This window comes from Pseudorhizobium xiangyangii (assembly GCF_020531965.1).
Taxonomy (GTDB): domain Bacteria; phylum Pseudomonadota; class Alphaproteobacteria; order Rhizobiales; family Rhizobiaceae; genus Neorhizobium; species Neorhizobium xiangyangii.
The window spans coordinates 85,525-106,274 of the sequence record NZ_JAJAWH010000003.1; the positions used below are offsets into that span (position 1 = coordinate 85,525).

A 20,750-nucleotide genomic window follows, 5' to 3' on the forward strand; every position below is an offset into this window, starting at 1 on the left:
CTGTAGCGAAAATATAGTCATTCGCAGCCGTCTTCGCCACATCGAAATCCCTGAACCGTGCTGCTTATGGATTACCCCTTTTCCTTTGCAAATGGCGGGGGAGCCCCTTAGAAGGCGGTACCAACTCTCGGGAGCAAGATATGCGGCCTTCAGGCAGAAAAACCGACCAGATGCGCAAGGTTTCCTTCGAGCGCAACTTTTCCAAGCATGCGGAAGGCTCTTGCCTGGTCCGTTTCGGCGACACCCATGTCCTGTGCACCGCCAGCCTTGAGGAAAAGCCCCCGGCATGGCTCCGCAACAGCGGCAAAGGCTGGGTAACGGCGGAATACGGCATGCTGCCGCGCGCCACCGGCGACCGGATGCGGCGTGAGGCAGCCTCCGGCAAGCAGGGCGGACGCACCCAGGAGATCCAGCGACTAATCGGGCGCTCGCTGCGTGCAGTCGTCGACCTGACCGCTCTCGGCGAGAAGCAGATCACGATCGACTGTGACGTCATCCAGGCAGACGGCGGGACCCGCACGGCCGCCATCACCGGTGGCTGGATTGCTCTTCACGACTGCCTGAAGTGGATGGAAGCCCGTTCCATGGCCAAGGTGGACAAGGTCCTGAAGGATCATGTCGCCGCCATCTCCTGCGGGATCTTCGCCGGCCAGGCGGTGATTGACCTCGACTACATCGAGGACTCCGCTGCAGAAACGGACGCCAATTTCGTCTTGACCGGTTCAGGTGGCATCGTCGAGGTTCAGGGTACGGCCGAAGGCGCGCCGTTCAGCCAGGAGGAATTCCTGTCGCTGCTGAAGCTTGCACAAGATGGCACGCAGGAACTGGTCGCCCTGCAGAAACAGGTCATCGCCTAAAGGAGAACCCGTTGATCGACGGCGTGCTGGAGACCGCGCTCTATGCAGAGGATCTCGATGCGGCAGAGGTTTTCTACGGCGGCATCCTGCGCCTCGAACGGATCGCACGTGCCGGATCCCGGCACGTGTTTTTCCGCTGCGGACCGGGCGTCCTTTTGATCTTCAACCCCAAGGAAACCATCCAGCCGCCGCCGCCCGGCGGATTGCAGGTCCCGCCGCACGGCTCAACGGGCCAGGGTCATGCATGCTTCCGCGTCGCTCGCGAAAATCTTGACGCCATGGCAGACAGCTTGACTGCCGCAAGCGTCGAGATCGAGAGCGACGTCATTTGGCCCAACGGCGCGCGGTCCATCTATTTCCGCGATCCAGCGGGCAACAGTCTCGAATGCGCAGAACCGGGCCTCTGGTCCATCGCCTGAGGTAGTTTCCATGAGAAAGCTCGATACCAAGACCATCGTCGTCGCCAGCCACAACGCCGGCAAAATCCGCGAGATTGCGGAACTGATCGGGCCGTTCGGCTTTGCGGCCAAATCAGCCGCGGAACTGAATTTCGACGAACCCGACGAAACCGGCACGACTTTCGAGGAAAACGCCGCGATCAAGGCGCTCGCCTCCGCGAAAGCCTCCGGATTGCCGGCACTGTCCGACGACAGCGGCCTCGTCGTCGATGCGCTGGATGGTGCGCCGGGCGTCTACACCGCCGATTGGGCGGAGTGCGGTGATGGCACGCGGGATTTCGTCATGGCAATGGAGAAGGTCGAAAAGGCCCTGGCCGATAGCGGCGCCGTCAGCTCCGAGCAAAGGACTGCCCGCTTTGTCAGCGTTCTCTGCCTTGCCTGGCCGGATGGTCACACCGAGTTCTTCCGCGGCGAGGTCGAGGGCATTGTCGTATCGCCGCCGCGTGGCGACAAGGGGTTCGGCTATGATCCGGTCTTCCAACCGGCCGGCCATGACCTTACTTTCGGCGAAATGAGCTCGGACGAGAAACACGGCTGGAAGCGTGGAGAGCCGGAGGCCCTGTCGCACCGGGCCCGCGCGTTCAAACGCTTCGTCGAAACCTGCCTGGAGACCTGAACCCGTTGAATTCCGACGCGTCCCTTCTGCCTGATACCGGTGAGCCCGGCTTTGGCATCTATGTGCATTGGCCGTTCTGTGCGGCCAAATGCCCTTATTGCGACTTCAACAGCCACGTCCGTCACCAGCCGGTCGATCAGCCCCGCTTTACCGCCGCCTTCCTCAAGGAAATGGAGACGATGCGGCGGATGAGCGGTCCGAAGACCGTCACCAGCGTTTTCCTCGGAGGCGGCACGCCATCCCTGATGGACCCGGCCACTGTACAGGCGATCCTCGACGGCATTGCCCGCTATTGGCACGTGCCGGATTGTATCGAGATCACCATGGAAGCCAATCCGTCGAGCGTCGAGGCCGAGCGCTTCCGTGGCTACCGCGCCGCAGGCGTAAACCGGGTTTCACTTGGCGTGCAAGCACTGAACGACACCGACCTTCGCTTTCTCGGCCGCCTGCATGATGTGGCCGATGCCCTGAAGGCCATTCGGCTGGCGCGGGAAATCTTCCCGCGCATGAGCTTCGACCTCATCTACGCGCGCCCGAAACAGACGGTTCAGGCATGGGAGGCGGAATTGAAGGAGGCGATCTCCTACGCCGTCGATCATCTTTCGCTCTATCAGTTGACCATCGAGGAGGGCACGCCCTTCTTCGGCCTGCACAAGGCCGGCAAACTGATCGTGCCCGACGGGGACCAGTCCGCAGACCTCTATGAAGCGACCCAGGAGATTACCGCGCGTCACGGAATGCCGGCCTATGAGGTTTCCAACCATGCGCGGCCCGGTGCCGAAAGCCGGCACAACCTCACCTACTGGCGCTATGGCGATTACGCCGGGATCGGCCCCGGCGCGCATGGCCGGCTGACGCGCGGCCCCTTCAAGATCGCGACTGCAACCGAGCGCCGGCCCGAGACATGGCTGGAACTCGTGGAACGGCAGGGCCACGGCATGGTGGAGCAGGAAGATCTCGGACGCGACGAACAGGCCGATGAACTTCTGCTGATGGGATTGCGGCTGACGGAAGGTGTGGATCTCGCCCGCTGGCAGCAGCTCTCAGGCCGCGACCCCGATCCGGCGCGGGAGCAGACTTTACTGGAACACGGGTTCATAGAACGCCTCGGCAACTCGCGCCTGCGCTGCACGCCGAAAGGCATGCTGGTGCTCGATGCCGTCGTTGCCGACCTCGCCTGTTGAGGCGCGCCTCAGGCCACCACCCTATACCACGGCCCCACTATGCTTTGACCGCCAACAGGTGCAGCCAGACGGTAGGTTGTTTGTCATAGGCGCCGCCTTGGCTGATCTCGAGTTCGAGAAAGGCCCACTTCCACCTCTGGCAGGCCCTGCGCAGCCATGCCTCGGATGGATAATTGTAATAACGCCCGAGAGCATCAAGCCCCTCCGCCTCACCTGCCTTGAAGCTGGCGTAAAAGACACCGCCCGGAGAAAGCGCGCGATGGATGCGATGGAAAACGCCGTCAAGCTCGGCGCGTGGAACGTGCAGCAGACAGGCATTCGCCCAAATACCGTCTAGAGCGCAGACTGCCTCGATCTGGTCGAAGCGCAGGACGGGGACAGGAATGCCGAGACGGCGCGAAGCTTCCGCCGCCATTTCCGGCGTCCCGTCCGTTGGCGTCACCCGAAAACCACGGCGGATCATCTCTGCGCTGTCACGGCCGTTGCCGCAGCCGAGCTCAAGAATTTCTGCGCCGGACGACAGTTTCCTCAGGAAGCGATCAAGCCAGTGCCGGCTGGGTTCTTCCGTATGGCGCGCGTAGTTCTGGGCATTTTCCGCATAAAAGCGTCCGGTTGCATCCGAATGTTTCATGCAAAGTCCTACCTTTGCGAGGCAAGGAGCTTCGTGCCGAAGCCGAGAAAGACCACGCCGACGCCGAGATCGATCTTTTTCCTGGCCTTGAGATAGGCCGCCGCCACCTTGCGGTGAGTGATCAGTCCGACCAGACAGGTGTAGTAGACCGTCGAGACGGCGATCATGACGGCAATGGCGGCGAGGCCATAGAGGACGGGCGTCCCGGCCGGCATGGTGGCCGCAAAAAGCGAGGCGACGAACAGCGCCGATTTCGGATTGGCGAGATTGGTGGCCAGGCCCATGCGGTAGGCTGCCTTCAGCGGGATCTCCATCCTCGGAGCAGCGAGGTCGGCAACCTGGCCGGCCTTGCGGACATCGCGCAGGATCTTGAAGCCGAGCCAGACGAGGTAAAGCCCGCCGACGATCTTCAGCGCCACATAGGCGAAGGGCACCGCTTGGAACAGGACATTGATACCGAGCCAGCCGGCAAGACCCCAGCAGAATGTGCCGGTAATCGTGCCTGCCGCCGCCGCAATCGCCACGGCCCGCGGCGCCGTCAATGCATATCGCATGACGAGCAGCGTGTTAGGCCCAGGCGTAATGCAAGCCACCGCCCAGATGGTTGCCACCGACAGAAGAAACATGCCCACACCCCCGACAGATCAACTTGCCAGAGATGCCCTGCAACGGCGACCCCGGTCAAGGGGTCCATACGGCGTAAGGATGCGGCGAGACAAGCTCGCCGCATCCTTGATTTTCGGTTTATGCGCCTGCGGCCCGAAAGCCAGGCACACCTATCAGGCGTTGTTTTCGTTGATCAAACGCTTGAGAAGCTCGATCTCGTGGCTAAGCTTCGTGTCGCCGGAGACGAGGTCCTCGATCTTGCGGACCGCATGGAGGACGGTCGTATGGTCACGACCGCCAAAGCGGCGACCGATTTCCGGGAAGGACCGCGGCGTCAGCGTCTTCGCCAGATACATGGCGATCTGGCGCGGCTTGACCACGACGCGAGTGCGGCGGTTCGACACCAGTTCCTGGCGCGACACGTTGTAGTGACGTGCCACGATCCGCTGGATGTCCTCGATCCGGACACGCTTTGCTTCCCCGGTACCGACCAGATGAGCGAGAAGCTCATCGACCCGCTCGATCGACAGGGAAGGTTCAAACGAACGACGGAAAAGAAGCTGGTTGAAGGCGCCTTCCAGTTCGCGACCGCTATTGGCCACGTTCGTCGCCACGTGGGAGAGAATTTCCGCAGGGATTTCCAGGGACGGATCGTCCTGCTGGGCATTTTCCAGACGGCGCGTCAGCATTTCCAGACGCATTTCGTAGTCCGGGCTTTCCATCTCGATGGCGACACCGCCCTGGAGACGCGAACGAACCCGCGGATCAAGGGATTCCAGCTCCCAGGGAGCACGGTCCGCCGCGACCACCACCTGCTTGGCGCTGTCGAGCAGCGTGTTGAGCAGATGGCAGAACTCGTTCTGGATCGTCTTGCCCTGCAGGAACTGCATGTCGTCGATGATCAGGAGGTCGATGCTGCGGAGGGAGTCTTTCAGTGTGAGCGCGTCATTGTCGCGGATCGCGGTCGCGAAGCGCCACATGAAGTATTCAGCCGTAAGATAGACCACCCGGGGGGCGCGAGCGCTGGAAACGGCTGCATTGGCAATCGCCTGCAACAGATGCGTCTTTCCAAGGCCGACGCCGGAATGAATGAACAGCGGATTGAAGCGAACGGCACCGGCACCGGCTTCGGCAATCGTCTTGGCAGCAGCAAGCGCCACGCGATTGGACGGACCGTCCACATAAGTATCGAAGGTATAGCGGGTATCGAGCGGCGAGCCGAACAGCGGGCCAGCCGTATTGGGGCGCGCGGCTGAGTGAGACGATGAAAAGGACGCGATCTTTCCGATTTCGCGAGCCGTCGTCTGGCGAGGAGCCGAAGCCTGCGATACCGGGGCCGCATCCGCAGAGAGCGTCCCCACTTCTACCGAGGCCGGGCGAACGTTGCGGCTGGCAGTACGAACGAGGATTTCGATCTTCAGGATGTCCGGGTCTTCAGCCTGGAAGATGCTGGTGATGAGGTCCAGGTAACGGTTGTTGATCCACGACTTCAGAAAAGTTGTCGGCACGCTGAGCCGAACGACGCTCTTGGAGAAGGAATGAAGCTTCAGCCGGCCGAACCAGCTCGCAAAAACATCCTGGCCGACCTGTGCCTTCAGACGTTTGCTGAATCGCTCGAACAGGGCCTGATGCTGCGTATCCAAATTTTTCCCTGCCGCTTGTGTGGATGCTGAATCGAATGCCTGCAGTGCATGGTCCCCGTCGCCTGATGCACGTGCCGTCACGGTATTCGTTTGCATTGATGTTGCCGCCTTTAAATTTCCTGACCTGCCGACGTCTTTCGCCGTCGCCAGAACAACCTCGTTTCGATGGCGCCTGACGTCCCCTCATGAGAGGCCAGTTCGTCATCCCGCTCGTATTCGCCAAAATCCTCCGATGCCAGCCAAAGACATGGACATTTCGGCGCCTTGCCGCCTGGTGAGGGGGTCTTGACCCTCGGTGCAGACTTCCCGTCCTCGCATGGTCGGTCCGCGCAATCTCTCCTTCGGCCTTACCGACTGCCGCCGGTACGCAATGAACAATATGGTGCCGTCCGGAAACCTGCTGGATTCCGGCGTACAACCGACAGTTACATGAAAAGCGGATTTTAAGACCCGCCACAAAAGCAAAAAAGCAATACCCCGCGAATGAGATCCGCGGTTGGCAGTCGCCTTACTGAAGTTATCCCCGTGCCCTTGCTGACGGCATTTAGGCAGGATCGGGGATCGAGATCAATGCCGTTTTTTACCCAAAACCTGGCGCCGACCGTTGACTCTTTCCACGGTCGCAGCATCGATCAGGAGGCGCTTTCCAGAATCGCTGTTGAATCAATGGGATTCAAAAATGACAGAGGAACGGAGCGTCGATTCACAGGAAAAATAAAAATAATCTTGACTCGTTTTCGGGGTCTCAAAAGCGTCATGTGGACGCCGCCCTCGCCGAGAACCTCGTATAAGTCATTGTAAATATTAAAGGAAACGTGTCATCGGGGTGACACTATGGCCGGGCGCCTCAATTTCGGCTTTCAATGCCAAGGCCATGAATCAGTAAAGCCCGGCGAACCGCCAGGCTTTGTCACAATAATGTGAAGCGCTTATATTAAGCGGAAAGTGCCTTCACGCGGGCGGCCAGGCGGGAAACTTTCCGGGAGGCCGTGTTGCCGTGAAGAACGCCCTTGGTGGCGGCGCGCTGGATTTCCGGCTGAGCTGCCTTCAGAGCTTCGGCTGCTACGGCGACGTCACCGGTAGCAATCGCTTCTTCGACCTTGCGGATGAAGCCGCGGACGCGCGAACGACGAGCCTTGTTGACTGCGGTACGGCTAGCGATCTTGCGGGTCGCCTTTTTCGCCGAAGTTGTATTGGCCATGTATGCCTCTCTACGAATTCGAACCAAACTCCACCATTGCAGCGCCGGCCACCTGCGACCATATCTTCAGCAATTCGGGAGCATTAGAGGAAGCCGTGATAAGGCTTTCTCATCTGTGGCGCGGCATATAACTTGAAAGGCCGCCCCCGTCAACGCGCAATTTGTCTGTCCCGCCTGCCAGAGGGGATCAACGGTGGACGAAGTTCGGCTTCCGCTTTTCAGCGAAGGCCGCCATGCCCTCCTTCTGGTCCTCGGTGGCGAAGAGAGCCTGGAAAAGCCGCCGCTCGAACCGGAGGCCTTCGGCAAGCGTCATCTCGTCCGAGCGGCTCACGGCTTCCTTTGCCATCATCACTGCCGGACGTGAGAAGGACGCGATTTTTGCGGCTGCTTCCAGCGCCTCGTCGAGCAGGCGCTCCGGCGCCACGATGCGGGCCACCAGCCCTGCCCTTTCCGCCTCGGCGGCATCCATCATCCGCCCGGTCAAAACCAGGTCCATGGCCTTCGCCTTGCCGACGGCGCGCGTCAGACGCTGTGACCCACCCATTCCCGGGATGACGCCGAGGGTAATCTCCGGTTGGCCGAACCTGGCCGTGTCCGATGCGATGATGAAGTCGCACATCATTGCCAGCTCGCAGCCTCCGCCGAGCGCATAGCCTGAAACCGCCGCGATCAGCGGCTTGCGGGTGTTCGCGACCGCTTCCCATCCGCCGAGAAAGTCGCCGACGAACGCATCGACAAAGTTCACCGACTGCATCTCCTTGATGTCGGCACCCGCCGCAAACGCCTTTTCGGATCCGGTCAGCACGATCGCACCTATGGCCGGATCGGTGTCGAATGCCTTCAGCGCCTCTGCGAGTTCCCGCATGACGCCCGAATTCAGCGCATTCAGTGCCTTTGGGCGGTTCAGTGTGATGAGCCCGACGCTGCCCCGTGCCTCCGTCAGCAATGTCTCGAAATCCTGCATGGTGTTCTCCCTAGTTCTGGCAGCCGGCGCAGTAGAACGACGAGCGTCCGGACTGCACGACGCGCGCGACCGTACCGTTGCAGCCGGGCGTCCCGCAAGCCTGGCCTTCGCGATCATAGACCGAGAAGGAATGCTGGAAGTAGCCGAGCGAGCCGTCGGTCTGGATGTGATCGCGCAGCGACGAGCCGCCGGCTGCGATGGCGTCGGCAATGACGGCACGGATCGCCTCCGTCAGCAGAACCAGTTCCTTCTTCGGGCGACCGGTCAGGGTCACCAGCGTACCGGCCTTGCGAAGTGGTGACAGATGCGCCCGCCATAGCGCCTCGCAGACATAGATATTGCCGAGGCCTGCGATCACGTTCTGGTCGAGCAAGGCGCCCTTGAGTGGCTGGTTCTTCCCGAGAAAGCGCCCGGCCAGATAGCCGGCATCCAGTGCGTTGCCGGTAGGCTCCGGCCCGAGGCCAACAAAGGCCGGATAGCTGTCAAGCTGGCTCCGCTTCCAGAGGTGCATGAAACCGAACCTGCGGGGATCATTGTAGATCACGCGCAGCCGCCGGTTCGCAGGACCGAGGTGAAAGATGACATGATCATGCTTCTCGTCCTTTGATCGGGGATGGTGAAAGTCGCCTGGAGTTTCGGACCCATCCCCTTCCTCCACCCTGAAGGAGCCAGACATGCCGAGATGCGAAATGATCGTCAGGTCGTCCTCGAGATCCATCAGGAGATACTTCGCACGCCGGCCAAGCGAAAGGATGCGCTTGGCCCCGACGGCCTCGGGGAGTTCCGGAGGCAGGGGGAACCGCAGGTCCGGCCGGCGAAGTTCCAGCCTCGCTATCGTTGCACCCTCCATGGTCGGCGCAAGTCCGCGCCTGACCGTTTCCACCTCTGGCAATTCGGGCATGGTTTTCTAACTTCCTGTTCCAACGCCTGCCAACCTGATCTATAGACCGGGCCAAACGTCGCACTGCTCAATAGACTTGCGGCACAGATAGCGAGGCGCGAGTGATTTCGCTATGGTCGCCGCCCGGATGACGACGAGCAAAGGAGTTTTGCCGATGAGTGACGCGCGCACCTCCGCCGAAGGCGGGATGGAAACATCCTATGGCTTCCGCCGGGTTTCCGAAGGCGAAAAGCAACCTCTCGTCAACGACGTGTTCCACAAGGTCGCCAAGCGTTACGACATCATGAACGACGTGATGTCGGCGGGAATGCACCGCGTCTGGAAGGATGCGATGATTTCGGCCCTCAACCCGCGCAAGGAAGAGGCCTACAAGGTGCTCGACGTTGCAGGCGGCACCGGCGACATCGCCTTCCGCATCGTCGAGGCATCGGGTCGAAAGGCGCATGCCACCGTGCTCGACATCAACGGGTCGATGCTTGCCGTCGGCACGGAGCGTGCCGCCAAGAAGGGACTGTCCGACAATCTCACCTTCGTCGAGGCGAATGCCGAGGAGCTGCCGTTCGAACCCAACAGCTTCGACGCCTATACGATCGCCTTCGGCATTCGCAACGTGCCGCGGATCGATGTGGCACTGACGGAGGCCTACCGCGTACTGAAGCGCGGCGGTCGCCTGCTGGTGCTGGAATTTTCCGAGGTCGAAATGCCGCTGCTCGATCGATTCTACGAAGAGTGGTCGTTCAAGGCGATCCCGCAGTTCGGCAAAATGATCACCGGCGAAAGCGAACCGTACCAGTATCTGGTCGAGTCGATCCGCAAGTTTCCGAACCAGGAGAACTTTGCCACGATGATCCGCACGGCCGGCTTCTCTCGCGTCACCTATACGAATTACACAGGCGGCATTGCCGCGCTCCATTCCGGCTGGAAGCTCTGAACTGATGGTCGTAGCATGTGGTGCAAGACGTAAGGGCGGTTCATGAGTACGATCGGTGCCTATTTCCGCCTCGTCCGCGTCGGGTGGGTTCTCGTTCGCGAAGGCGTTGTCTCGGCCCTGCCGACCCAGGACATGCCGCCTTCCATCAGTCTTTTCAAAACGCTCACCGAGCCTTTTGCACGCTTCCGTGCGAAAAAGGAGGCGCGCAGCATTCGGCTCTCCCGGGCCGTGGACCGCCTGGGGCCGTCCTATGTGAAGATCGGCCAGTTCCTGGCCACCCGTCCCGACGTCGTGGGTGTGGACTGGGCAGTCGATCTTTCGATGCTTCAGGACCAGATGGCCTACTTCCCGACGGAGACAGCCAAAACCGCAATCGAGCTGTCCCTCGGCCGGCCGATTGCCGATCTTTATTCCGAGTTCGGTCAGCCAATTGCCGCAGCCTCGATTGCGCAGGTCCATCCGGCGGTGGTCGCGGACAAGAAAGTCGCTGTGAAGGTGGTGCGCCCCGGTGTACGCCAGCGCTTCGCGCACGACATCGAGAGCATGTATCTGCTTGCGCGGATGCAGGAACGCTTCATGCCGTCGAGCCGCAGGCTACGCCCAGTCGAAGTGACCCGGACGCTCGAGCAGACCACGAAAGTGGAAATGGATCTGCGGCTGGAAGCAGCCGCCCTTACGGAAATCGCCGAGAACACCAAGCACGACCCCGGTTTTCGCTTCCCGACCGTGGACTGGGAGCGGACCGGCCGTGACGTCATCACCATGGAGTGGATCGACGGCCTCAAGATGTCGGACCTGGAAGGGCTTCGTTCGGCGGGCCATGACCTCGACCGTCTTGCCGAGACCCTGATCCAGTCCTTCCTGCGACATACCCTGCGTGACGGCTTCTTCCACGCCGACATGCATCCGGGAAACCTGTTCGTCGACAAGACGGGTACCATCGTCGCCGTGGACATGGGGATCGTCGGCCGCCTCGGTCGAAAGGAACGCCGCTTCCTCGCGGAAATTCTCTTCGGCTTCATCACGCGGGACTACATGCGCGTTGCGGAAGTGCATTTCGAGGCGGGATACGTACCCGCACATCACGACGTTTCGAGCTTTGCGCAGGCCATTCGAGCCATTGGTGAGCCGATCCATGGCCAGCCGGCCGAAACCATCTCGATGGCCCGGCTTCTGGCGCTGCTTTTCGAGGTGACGGACCTCTTCGAAATGCAGACGCGGCCGGAGCTCATCCTGCTCCAGAAGACCATGGTCGTGGTCGAAGGCGTCGCCCGTATCCTCAATCCACGTTTCAACATGTGGAAGGCGGCCGAACCCGTGGTCGGCGACTGGATTCGCGACAACCTTGGGCCGAAGCGGATGCTCTCCGACCTGCAGGATGGGGTGAAGGCCGTGGTCAAGCTGGCGGAAGCACTGCCTCAGATTGCGGCCGAAACGGAAAAGCTTCACCACGAAGTCGTGCGGATGAGTGAGCGCGGCCTGCGCTTCGATCCGGAGACGGCGGAAGCCATCGGGCGGTCGGAAGCCCGCCACAGCCGATCGGGCCGCATTGCCCTCTGGATCATTGCGCTCTGCCTCGTCTATCTTGCCTTCGCAATCGGATAGCGCTGGCACAGATCTGTCCTGAAAGTGAGAGGCCGAGACCGCATGACCAGAAACCTTCCCGTGGATGCAGCACGCATCGGAGCCGACATCGAGGCACTTGCCGCGATTACCGAGCCGGATCGCCCGTGGACCCGGAGGGCCTTCTCCCCGCTGTTTCTCGAAGGACGCGCCTATGTGGAACGGCGGATGCGGGATGCCGGGCTGGAAACGCGGGTGGACGCTGCCGGCAATCTGATCGGGCGCAGGGCGGGGCGGGTATCCGGCAAGGGCACGCTGATGATCGGCTCCCACTCCGATACGGTGCCAGATGGTGGCCGTTTCGACGGTATCGCCGGCCTCATTTCCGCACTGGAAGTCGCCCGGACGTTGACCGACAAGGGCATTGAACTCGACCACGACCTGGAGATCATCGACTTCCTCGCCGAGGAGGTCAGCATTTTCGGTGTTTCCTGCATCGGCAGCCGCGGCATGACCGGGCAGCGACCGGCCGAATGGTTGGCACGGGAAGCCGATGGCCGCTCGCTGGCCGAAGGCATCGCCGAGGTCGGCGGCAATACCGAGCTCTCCGAGCACCGCCCCGATATAAAGGGCTTTCTCGAACTCCACATCGAGCAGGGAACGGTGCTGGAGACCGAGGGCCGGAATGTCGGCATTGTGACCGCCATTTCCGGCATCACGCGCATCGAGATCATCGTGGAGGGCCGCGCCGACCATGCGGGCACCACGCGGATGGATGCTCGTGCCGATGCCCTGGTCGCTGCCTCCGAACTCGTGCTCGATATCCGTCAGGCGGCACTGTCGCTGTCGCAATCGCCACGTCATTTCACGGCGACCGTCGGCGAATTCCGCATCGAACCGAATGCGGCAAACGTCATTCCTTCGAAGGTCAGGCTGCTCATCGATGCGCGGGCCGAGATGCGCGAGGACATGGATGCTTTCTGCTTCTTCGTCAACGAAACAGCAGACCGGGCCGCAGAGAAGTGGGGCGTGACCATCGCTCCGCCGGTGCGTATTTCCGATGTTCCCTCCACGCCCTGCGACGAGGGCATCCTTTCGATCCTCGAGCATGCCGCTGACGCGTCCGGCATCAGCCATCGCCGCATGGCGTCGGGTGCCGGGCACGACACGATGTGGCTTGCCAACGTCGCGCCCGCAGCGATGATTTTCATCCCCTGCAAGGACGGCCGCAGCCATTCGGCGGAGGAATGGGCAGAAACGGACGATATCGCGCTTGGCGCCAGCGTGCTTTTCGAGGCCGTGCAGACGATGGACAAGGACCGGGCCTAGCAGCGCGACCGCGCAAAAGAGCGCCATATGGCCGAGTTTAGCGACGCAGCACACATTGCAAGTCGATTGCCGAAGGCTTAGCTTCCGCCACATTTCCCACGGCGGACCACTTCATGGAACTTACCGGCAAGCGCATTCTCCTCATCATCTCCGGCGGTATAGCGGCTTACAAAAGCCTGGACCTCATCCGCCGGCTACGGGAACGAGGCGCATCCGTCCGGCCGATCATGACGGCCGCAGCGCAGGAATTCGTGACGCCGCTGGCGGTGGGGGCCTTGTCGGCATCGCATGTCTACACGGACCTTTTCTCCCGGGAAGACGAACAGGACGTAGGCCATATCCGGTTGGCGCGAGAATGCGATCTGGTGCTGATTGCGCCAGCAAGTGCCGATCTTCTTGCAAAGATGGCTCACGGTCTTGCCAACGATCTTGCCAGCGCGGTTCTGCTCGCAACCGACCGACCTGTTCTCGTCGCACCCGCTATGAACCCGAAGATGTGGTCCGCCGCCGCGACAAAGCGCAATGCCGAGATCCTGCGTGGCGACGGCGTCGGGTTCATTGGCCCGATGAGCGGCGAGATGGCGGAAAGCGGCGAGGCCGGCCTCGGACGGATGGCCGAACCGCTGGATATAGCAGCCGAGGTCGTCCATCTCTTGGGCGGTTCCGAACGACCGCTGGCGGGCAGGACCGCAATCGTAACCTCTGGTCCGACCCACGAACCGATCGATCCCGTCCGCTATATCGCCAACCGCTCATCAGGGCGTCAGGGGCATGCCATCGCAGCCGCTCTCGCCAAGCTCGGCGCCGAAGTCACGCTGATCTCCGGTCCCGTCACCATCGCCGACCCGGCCGGAGTGCAGACTATCCATGTGGAACGGGCCGACGAGATGCACGACGCCGTCGTCTCACGCCTGCCGGCCGATATCGCCATCATGGTCGCCGCCGTCGCGGACTGGCGTGTCGTCACGTCGGCCGACCAGAAGATCAAGAAGCAGCCCGGGGAAGCCCCTCCTCCGCTCATGCTGGCAGAGAATCCAGATATCCTGAAGACGGTCGGGCACCATGCACAGCGGCCGAAGATCGTGGTGGGCTTTGCCGCCGAAACTCAGGATATCGAGCGGAATGGGCAGGCAAAGCTGGTGCGGAAGGGCGCAGACCTGATCGTCGCCAACGACGTCTCTCCGGAAACCGGCGTGATGGGCGGGACGCGCAACCGGGTGAAGATTATCGCCCATGACAGCATTTCGGATTGGCCGGACCTTTCCAAGGACGAAGTGGCCGAGCGACTGGCGGCACTGGTCGCCGAAAAATTAGAAGGCGAACATCGGTGACACTTTTCACGCAATCCAGCTTCGACCAGTTCGTTGCCTCGCTCGCAGGCACCTCGCTGGTGGATCAATGGGATTCACGCGTCGCAAAAGTCGGCGACAAGGTCTTCACGCTTCTGCACGCAGATAGCGACGGCGCACGCATCGTGGTCAAATGCCCCGAGGAGACCTTCGAGATCCTGACGGCGTTGGAGGGAATTTCACAGGCACCTTACTTTGCCAAAAGAAGGTGGGTCGCAATCAGCGAGAAATCACCACTCTCCGCCGACGAACTGCACCTCTACATCAAGCGCTCCTACAATGAAGTTGCGGCAGCGCTGACCAAGAAGCTGCGTGTGGAATTGGGCATTACACCGGTCAGCTGACGCTAGACGGCGACTGCCATCGAAAGCGCCGCACCCGCGTCCACCGACGGTCTGAAATTTGCGGTCACCATGCCGTGGTCGCCGATGGTCACCATGCTGCCGTTGGGGATTTCCATCCACCGGTCGACATCGTCAGTGAGAGGCTCCGACACGAGGCAATAACTGAGGGCATTGCCGAGCGGCGCGGCATAGAGCGTCGGCGGGCGGTTGTCCGTGGCATATCGGATCGCATGGAGCGCATGCCCGTCGGAGGCCGCGGCAGTGAAGCGAACCAGAGCCTCACCGCCCGCTTCCAGGGAGAAGGTTTCCGCGATAGCGATGGCGCTTGCGATCGCTGCGGACGGATCAGCATCCAGGCCGAACTCAATAGCAAGCAGGAAAAGCAGTTCGGAATCCGTGCTGCCGGTGCGGGCGTGAAACAGATCGTCCGACAGAAGACCTTCCATCCGCCGGCGAATGCGCTCGAACCCGGAGATCTGCCCATTGTGCATGAAAGACCAGCGCCCGTGCACGAAAGGGTGACAGTTGTCGCGACGAGTTGCCCCATGGGTCGCTGCCCGAACATGCGCGAGAAAGAGAGGCGACCGTATTTGGCGAGCTATGCTTCGCAGATTGCAATCAGACCAGGCCGGAAGGATATCGCGGTAACGGCCGGGTTCCGGATGATCGCCGTACCAGGCGATGCCGAAACCGTCGCCATTGGTGGCAGTCTTGGCGCGCGTGGCGCAGTGGGACTGTTCGATCAGGGAGTGGGCCGGCGAGGAGACGAGTTCCTCGAGGTAAATCGGATCACCGCGATAGGCTGCCCAACGGCACATATTCCTTCAAGCTCCGGCTCGTGCTGTATTTTCTTCTACCCGCGAGAGTCGCCGCACATGGTTAATGGGCCGTAAATCCCGTCACCCATCGCGCAGATTCGGCCCCTAAACTTCGGCCATTCTGTCCCTCTGACCCTCTCCCGGCCTTGCCACATCAAGACGCCGGTCTACATACTGGCCCATGCATAATCCTGATCCGTCGCAAGCGGGGGGTGGCCACGATCCGCTTCAACAGCTGGAATGGCTCGTGACAGCCCTCTCGAACGAGCCCCATACCTGGGCGCTTTTTCTCGACATCGATGGCACGCTCATCGACCTGGCGCCCACACCCGACACCATTGTCATCCCCTCTTCCCTGCCCGCCAACCTGAAGACAATATCCGAGCGTCTCGGTGGCGCTCTGGCCTTGGTAACAGGACGCGCACTGCCCTATGCCGACGAGCTTTTCCGCCCCTACCGGTTCCCCATTGCCGGCCTTCACGGCTCTGAACGACGGGCCGCCAACGGCAGTGTCGAGCGCGTTGCCGCGACTGCGGCCTTCGATGAGGTCAAGGCATCGTTGGCCGCGGCTGCCGGCGAGTGGCCGGGTGTGCTGATCGAAGACAAGGGTGCTGCCGTCGCCGCCCATTACCGCCAGGCGCCGGAATGGTGTGACGAAGTCGAAAAGGCGATGGGGTACTATCTGCTTCAGGCCGGCGAGGATTTCACGCTGCAGCGCGGAAAGATGGTATTCGAGATCCGACCAGCGCACGCCGACAAGGGCGGAGCCCTGCAGGCCTACCTTGGCGAAGCTCCGTTCCAGGGACGCCGCCCGATCGCCATCGGCGACGATCTGACCGACGAGGCCATGTTCAAGGTCGCCAACGCACTCGGTGGCCACTCGGTTCGGATCGGCGACACCACTCTCCCTGACGGAACCGCCTCCCAGGCGACCATGTTCTTGTCGTCGGCTGCAAAGCTTCGCGACATCCTGGCTCGGCTCGCCCGCTAGAGAGATAAGCCGTATCATCTGAATCTGGAAGGAATTTGCCTTGAGCCGTCTTGTGGTCGTATCGAACCGTGTCACCGTTCCGGACAAGAGCGGCACGGCGCCTGCCGGAGGCCTTGCGGTAGCGCTGCAAGCGGCTCTGGAGGAACGCGGCGGCATCTGGATGGGATGGTCCGGAAACTCCAGCGGCAATCGTGAGCCCGCGAAGCTGGACATTCGCGAGCATGGCAACATCACCTATGCCCTGACCGACCTGACCGATACGGATGTCGAGGAGTATTACCACGGTTTCGCCAATCGGGTGCTATGGCCGATCTGCCACTACAGGCTGGATCTCGCAGAGTACGGCCGCAAGGAAATGGCCGGCTATTTCCGCGTCAACCGCTTCTTCGCACACAAGCTTGCGCCGTTGCTCAAGGAAGACGACATCATCTGGGTGCACGACTACCACCTGATCCCGCTCGCCGCGGAACTTCGCCAGATGGGGCTCAAGAACAAGATCGGCTTTTTCCTGCACATTCCCTGGCCGCCGGCCGACGTGCTGTTTGCCATGCCGGTCCACGAGCAGATCATGCGCGGGCTCTCGCAATACGATCTGATCGGCTTCCAGACTGACCACGACCTGGACAATTTCGGCGGCGGGCTGGTACGCGAGGGAATCGGCGAGAGGCTGGAAGGCGGCAAGAAGTTCTCGACCTACGGCCGAACCTTCAAGGGTGGCGCCTATTCGATTTCCATCGAGACCAAGACCTTTGCGGAATTTGCCGTCAAGGCATCCAGGAACGTCATGGTGCGCAAGGCGCGCCAGAGCATCGAGGGTCGAGACCTCATCATCGGCGTCGATCGGCTCGACTATTCGAAGGGCATTACCCAGCGGATCGACGCATTCGAGCAGTTCATCAAATTAAACCCCGCCTACCAGAACAAGGTGACCTACCTGCAGATCACGCCGAAATCCCGTTCGGAAGTGCCTGAATACGAGCAGATGCAGCGCACTGTCGCCGAACAGGCGGGCCACGTTAACGGTGCGCTCGGGCAGGTGGACTGGGTACCCATACGCTACGTCAATCGTTCCGTGGCACGGCCGCTGCTGGCAGGCCTTTACCGGCTGGCGAAGATCGGCTTGGTGACGCCGCTGCGCGACGGCATGAACCTCGTTGCCAAGGAATATGTCGCGGCACAGGATCCGGAGGATCCGGGGGTGTTGGTCCTGTCACGCTTCGCCGGTGCCGCCCGCGAACTCTCGGGCGCGCTGCTCGTCAACCCTTACGATATCGAGGGGACGGCCCACGCGATTGCCCGCGGGCTGACCATGTCGCTCGACGAGCGCAAGCAGCGCTGGGAGAAGATGATGGGGCATCTCCTCGAATACGACATCAACCGTTGGTGCGACGACTTTCTCAGGGACCTTACGGCTGACTGAGGTTTATCACGCCGCCTTGGCGACGTGATACTCCTTGATCGCTGCCATCTTGATAGCCGGATAACGTTCCGACTCGTAGCGAAGCGAAAAGGCATCCTGCGCCATGAACACAGGATCGCCATCCAGATCCCGGCAGATGTCGCCGCGACGCTGGGTCATGAACTTGTCGAGTTCACCCGGCTGCTCTGAAGAAATCCAGCGGCAGACCGAGAACCGCGACATTTCAAACGAGACCGGCAGGGTATATTCGCCCGCCAGGCGCTCCTTCAGAACGTCAAGCTGCAGTGCGCCGACGACCCCAACGATGGCGGGGGAGCCATCTTCCGGCGAGAACAGCTGCACGACGCCCTCTTCCGCCATCTGCTGCAAGGCTTCCTTGAGCTTCTTCGCCTTCATGGCGTCCTCAAGCCGCACGCGGCGCAGGATTTCCGGCGAGAAGTTGGGAACGCCCTGGAAGACGAGGTTTTCGCCTTCCGTCAACGTATCGCCGATGCGCAGCGTGCCGTGGTTCGGAATGCCAACGACGTCCCCGGCATAGGCCGTGTCGGCCAACTGGCGCTGCGAGGCGAAGAAGAACTGCGGTGCCGTCAGGCCCATCTGCTTGCCGGTTCGGGCCAGACGCGCCTTCATGCCACGCTCGAGCTTGCCGGAGCAGATGCGCGCGAAGGCGATGCGGTCGCGGTGGTTGGGGTCCATGTTGGCCTGGATCTTGAACACGAAGGCCGTCATCTTGTCTTCGGCCGCATGAACCTTGCGGATATCGGCCACCTGGTCGCGCGGCGGAGGCGCGAAATCACCCAGCGCGTTGATCAGATCGCGCACGCCGAAATTCTTCAGCGCCGAACCGAAGAAGACCGGGGTCATGTGGCCTTCGAGGAAGGCCTGCTTGTCGAACGGCCGGCAGGCCTCCCGGGCGAGTTCCAGCTCTTCGATGAACACCGCACGTTCGTTTTCCGGCAGTTGCTCGGCGACATTGGCAGGGCTGTTGACCGGCAAGCCTTCGACCTGCTTGTCGGAGCCGCGGAAAGTGTTTTCCGCCAGGTTGTAGGAACCGCTGAAGGTCTTGGAGCGACCGACGGGCCACGTTATCGGCGCCGTATCAAGCGCGAGCTTCTCCTCGACCTCGTCGAGAATCTCGAAGGGATCGCGGCTTTCGCGGTCCATCTTGTTGATGAAGGTGATGATCGGGATGTCGCGCATGCGGCAGACTTCGAACAGCTTCAGCGTCCGCGGCTCGATCCCCTTGGCCGCATCAATGACCATGACCGCGGCATCCACCGCCGTCAGCGTACGATAGGTGTCGTCGGCAAAGTCTTCGTGGCCGGGCGTATCGAGGATGTTGAAGACATTGCCTTCATATTCAAAGGTCATCACGGAGGTGACCACCGAAATGCCGCGCTCGCGCTCGATCTTCATCCAGTCCGAACGGGTCTGGATGCGATCCTTCTTGGCCTTCACTTCGCCGGCGAGCTGGATTGCACCGCCGAACAGGAGCAGCTTTTCGGTGAGCGTGGTCTTACCCGCGTCCGGGTGCGCGATGATCGCGAAGGTGCGGCGGCGGGATACCGCCTCAGCGAGACTTTCGGCCATGGTCCAATAATCCTTTGAGTTGTCGCGTATCTAACGACTCCGTGGATAACTTTCAATTCGTGTTTGACCCCGGCGATCACCGGTCGGCAAATGGGCTTATGAATATGCACGCTCCTTCCACGCCCAAGCTTACTCTCGTTCGGCTACCGCACGCGGCAGAGCTTCCCCTGCCCACCTACGAGACGGCAGGCGCCGCCGGCATGGACCTGAGCGCCGCAGTGGACGAAGGCGATGTGATCACGCTTGCGCCCGGCAAACGCACGCTTGTACCCACCGGCTTCGTGTTCGAGATCCCGGACGGTTTCGAAGCGCAAATTCGGCCGCGTTCCGGCCTCGCCTTCAAACACGGGATCACCTGCCTGAATACGCCGGGCACGATCGACAGCGATTACCGGGGCGAGGTGAAGGTGTTGCTGGTGAACCTTGGTGAAGGGGATTTTGCCATTACCCGCGGCATGCGGATCGCCCAGATGGTCATCGCACCCGTGACACAGGTTCGGGTCGAGGAAGCCGGCAGTGCCAGCGCCACTGAACGGGGAGCAGGCGGCTTCGGTTCTACCGGGATCTGACGATCCCCTGCTCCGGAGCGTGCAACGCACTCGCGTCAAGATTGCCAAGGCTATTGCAACATCTCTGCTCCGGCGCTAGCGATCATGGGAATTCGAGGGCTCACCATGACACTGACCACGCTTCTCGCCTATAGCGGCGCATTGTTCGTCGCCGCCGCCATCCCGGGTCCCGGGATGACGGCAATCGTTGCGCGGGCATTGGGCTCCGGCTTCCGGCCAACCTTCGTCATGGGGCTGGGGCTCATCCTCGGCGACCTCTGCTATCTGACTGCGGTCATTCTTGGACTGGCGCTGGTCGCACAGACCTTCACCACTCCCTTTCTCATCATCAAGTATCTTGGCGCCGTCTACCTGGCCTACATCGCCTGGAAGCTCTGGACGACCGGCCTGATCGCACAGGACATCAAGGCAAAGCGTTCCACCAATGTCGGCCTTTCCTTCCTGTCGGGACTGCTGGTGACCCTCGGCAACCCCAAAACCATGCTTTTCTATGTCGCCCTGGTGCCGACCTTGATTCCCCTCGAGCAGATCGATCTCGGGGACTATGCAATCCTTGTCGGCACCACCTTCGTCATCCTGATTGCTGTGCTTATTCCCTACATCCTGCTGGCGACGCAGGCGCGCGCGCTTCTGAAAAGGCCCGACTCGCTCAGGACCCTCAATCGTTCAGCCGCCGGCATTCTTGCGGGCACGGCCGCCTACATCGCCGTCAGGGGCTGATGAAAATTCCCCTGCAAGGGCCGGTAGTAACGCAAATTTTCCAACACCAACCTCCGGGATAGGTA

At 61.4% G+C, this 20,750-nt stretch carries 21 protein-coding genes; 13 read left to right on the forward strand and 8 right to left on the reverse strand.

The genetic code is table 11. From position 1 onward, the window contains the following. Positions 1-140 precede the first annotated feature (140 nt). From rph to hemW, 4 genes are read left to right on the forward strand one after another with little or no spacing between them, the layout of a single operon-like run. The gene (gene rph, locus LH464_RS03195) at positions 141-857 is read left to right on the forward strand and encodes a ribonuclease PH (protein WP_226784925.1); all 717 of its coding nucleotides are present in this window, start codon (positions 141-143) and stop codon (positions 855-857) included. 11 nt (positions 858-868) lie between these two features. Then, entirely contained in the window at positions 869-1,276 is a 408-nt protein-coding gene (locus tag LH464_RS03200; RefSeq protein ID WP_226784926.1) for a VOC family protein, read from the forward strand. Positions 1,277-1,286: 10 nt separating this feature from the next. Further along, entirely contained in the window at positions 1,287-1,931 is a 645-nt protein-coding gene (rdgB, locus tag LH464_RS03205; protein WP_226784927.1) for an RdgB/HAM1 family non-canonical purine NTP pyrophosphatase, read from the forward strand. Next, positions 1,928-3,115 (forward strand): radical SAM family heme chaperone HemW, encoded by a 1,188-nt coding sequence (gene hemW, locus LH464_RS03210; RefSeq protein WP_390624917.1) that lies wholly within the window; start codon positions 1,928-1,930, stop codon positions 3,113-3,115. Before rdgB ends, hemW begins: the two co-directional genes overlap by 4 nt. Before the next feature lie 37 nt (positions 3,116-3,152). Here hemW and LH464_RS03215 read toward each other — a convergent pair whose 3' ends face one another. From LH464_RS03215 to mutM, 6 genes are all read right to left on the reverse strand, one after another. Beyond that, a complete protein-coding gene (locus LH464_RS03215; protein WP_226784929.1) occupies positions 3,153-3,746 on the reverse strand; it encodes a class I SAM-dependent DNA methyltransferase in 594 nt (197 codons plus the stop codon). 8 nt (positions 3,747-3,754) lie between these two features. Continuing rightward, positions 3,755-4,372 (reverse strand): LysE family translocator, encoded by a 618-nt coding sequence (locus LH464_RS03220; protein ID WP_226784930.1) that lies wholly within the window; start codon positions 4,370-4,372, stop codon positions 3,755-3,757. Between the two features lie 153 nt (positions 4,373-4,525). Further along, positions 4,526-6,091 carry a chromosomal replication initiator protein DnaA gene (dnaA, locus tag LH464_RS03225; protein WP_226784931.1) on the reverse strand — a complete coding sequence of 522 codons (1,566 nt, stop codon included), beginning with the start codon at positions 6,089-6,091 and terminating at the stop codon, positions 4,526-4,528. An 838-nt stretch (positions 6,092-6,929) separates the two neighbouring features. Beyond that, positions 6,930-7,196, reverse strand: coding sequence for a 30S ribosomal protein S20 (gene rpsT / locus LH464_RS03230; RefSeq protein WP_226784932.1), 267 nt, complete (start codon positions 7,194-7,196; stop codon positions 6,930-6,932). A gap of 187 nt (positions 7,197-7,383) precedes the next feature. Continuing rightward, on the reverse strand, positions 7,384-8,160 hold the full coding sequence (locus tag LH464_RS03235) for an enoyl-CoA hydratase (protein ID WP_226784933.1): 777 nt from the start codon (positions 8,158-8,160) through the stop codon (positions 7,384-7,386). Positions 8,161-8,170: 10 nt separating this feature from the next. Beyond that, positions 8,171-9,061: a bifunctional DNA-formamidopyrimidine glycosylase/DNA-(apurinic or apyrimidinic site) lyase gene (mutM, locus tag LH464_RS03240; protein ID WP_226784934.1), complete on the reverse strand. Its 891-nt coding sequence runs from the start codon at positions 9,059-9,061 to the stop codon at positions 8,171-8,173. Between the two features lie 154 nt (positions 9,062-9,215). On the opposite strand from mutM, the gene ubiE reads away from it, so the two are divergent. The 5 genes from ubiE to LH464_RS03265 all read left to right on the forward strand — a co-directional run bounded on the left by ubiE (position 9,216) and on the right by LH464_RS03265 (position 14,577). Then, positions 9,216-9,992 carry a bifunctional demethylmenaquinone methyltransferase/2-methoxy-6-polyprenyl-1,4-benzoquinol methylase UbiE gene (gene ubiE, locus LH464_RS03245; RefSeq protein WP_226784935.1) on the forward strand — a complete coding sequence of 259 codons (777 nt, stop codon included), beginning with the start codon at positions 9,216-9,218 and terminating at the stop codon, positions 9,990-9,992. A gap of 42 nt (positions 9,993-10,034) precedes the next feature. Continuing rightward, the gene (gene ubiB / locus LH464_RS03250; protein ID WP_226784936.1) at positions 10,035-11,597 is read left to right on the forward strand and encodes a 2-polyprenylphenol 6-hydroxylase; all 1,563 of its coding nucleotides are present in this window, start codon (positions 10,035-10,037) and stop codon (positions 11,595-11,597) included. Between the two features lie 42 nt (positions 11,598-11,639). Then, positions 11,640-12,884 (forward strand): Zn-dependent hydrolase, encoded by a 1,245-nt coding sequence (locus LH464_RS03255; RefSeq protein WP_226784937.1) that lies wholly within the window; start codon positions 11,640-11,642, stop codon positions 12,882-12,884. Between the two features lie 113 nt (positions 12,885-12,997). Then, positions 12,998-14,215: a bifunctional phosphopantothenoylcysteine decarboxylase/phosphopantothenate--cysteine ligase CoaBC gene (gene coaBC, locus LH464_RS03260; RefSeq protein WP_226784938.1), complete on the forward strand. Its 1,218-nt coding sequence runs from the start codon at positions 12,998-13,000 to the stop codon at positions 14,213-14,215. Then, positions 14,212-14,577 (forward strand): MmcQ/YjbR family DNA-binding protein, encoded by a 366-nt coding sequence (locus LH464_RS03265; protein ID WP_226784939.1) that lies wholly within the window; start codon positions 14,212-14,214, stop codon positions 14,575-14,577. The genes coaBC and LH464_RS03265 overlap by 4 nt, the downstream gene beginning before the upstream one ends. Positions 14,578-14,579: 2 nt before the next feature. Here the strand turns inward: LH464_RS03265 and LH464_RS03270 are convergent, their stop codons facing one another. Further along, positions 14,580-15,395 carry a class II glutamine amidotransferase gene (locus tag LH464_RS03270; RefSeq protein ID WP_226784940.1) on the reverse strand — a complete coding sequence of 272 codons (816 nt, stop codon included), beginning with the start codon at positions 15,393-15,395 and terminating at the stop codon, positions 14,580-14,582. Between the two features lie 181 nt (positions 15,396-15,576). Between LH464_RS03270 and otsB the strand changes: the two genes are divergently transcribed. After that, the gene (otsB, locus tag LH464_RS03275; protein ID WP_255648256.1) at positions 15,577-16,386 is read left to right on the forward strand and encodes a trehalose-phosphatase; all 810 of its coding nucleotides are present in this window, start codon (positions 15,577-15,579) and stop codon (positions 16,384-16,386) included. A gap of 40 nt (positions 16,387-16,426) precedes the next feature. Continuing rightward, positions 16,427-17,806 (forward strand): alpha,alpha-trehalose-phosphate synthase (UDP-forming), encoded by a 1,380-nt coding sequence (gene otsA / locus LH464_RS03280; protein WP_226784942.1) that lies wholly within the window; start codon positions 16,427-16,429, stop codon positions 17,804-17,806. 6 nt (positions 17,807-17,812) lie between these two features. On the opposite strand, the gene LH464_RS03285 is transcribed toward otsA, so the two are convergent. Then, positions 17,813-19,396, reverse strand: a complete 1,584-nt coding sequence (locus tag LH464_RS03285; RefSeq protein ID WP_226784943.1) for a peptide chain release factor 3 — start codon at positions 19,394-19,396, stop codon at positions 17,813-17,815. Between the two features lie 98 nt (positions 19,397-19,494). Here LH464_RS03285 and dut point away from each other — a divergent pair, with 98 nt between their 5' ends. Together dut and LH464_RS03295 are read left to right on the forward strand one after the other, a co-directional pair. Further along, positions 19,495-19,965 (forward strand): dUTP diphosphatase, encoded by a 471-nt coding sequence (gene dut, locus LH464_RS03290; RefSeq protein WP_226784944.1) that lies wholly within the window; start codon positions 19,495-19,497, stop codon positions 19,963-19,965. A gap of 105 nt (positions 19,966-20,070) precedes the next feature. After that, the gene (locus LH464_RS03295) at positions 20,071-20,685 is read left to right on the forward strand and encodes a LysE family translocator (protein ID WP_226784945.1); all 615 of its coding nucleotides are present in this window, start codon (positions 20,071-20,073) and stop codon (positions 20,683-20,685) included. Positions 20,686-20,750: the final 65 nt, after the last annotated feature.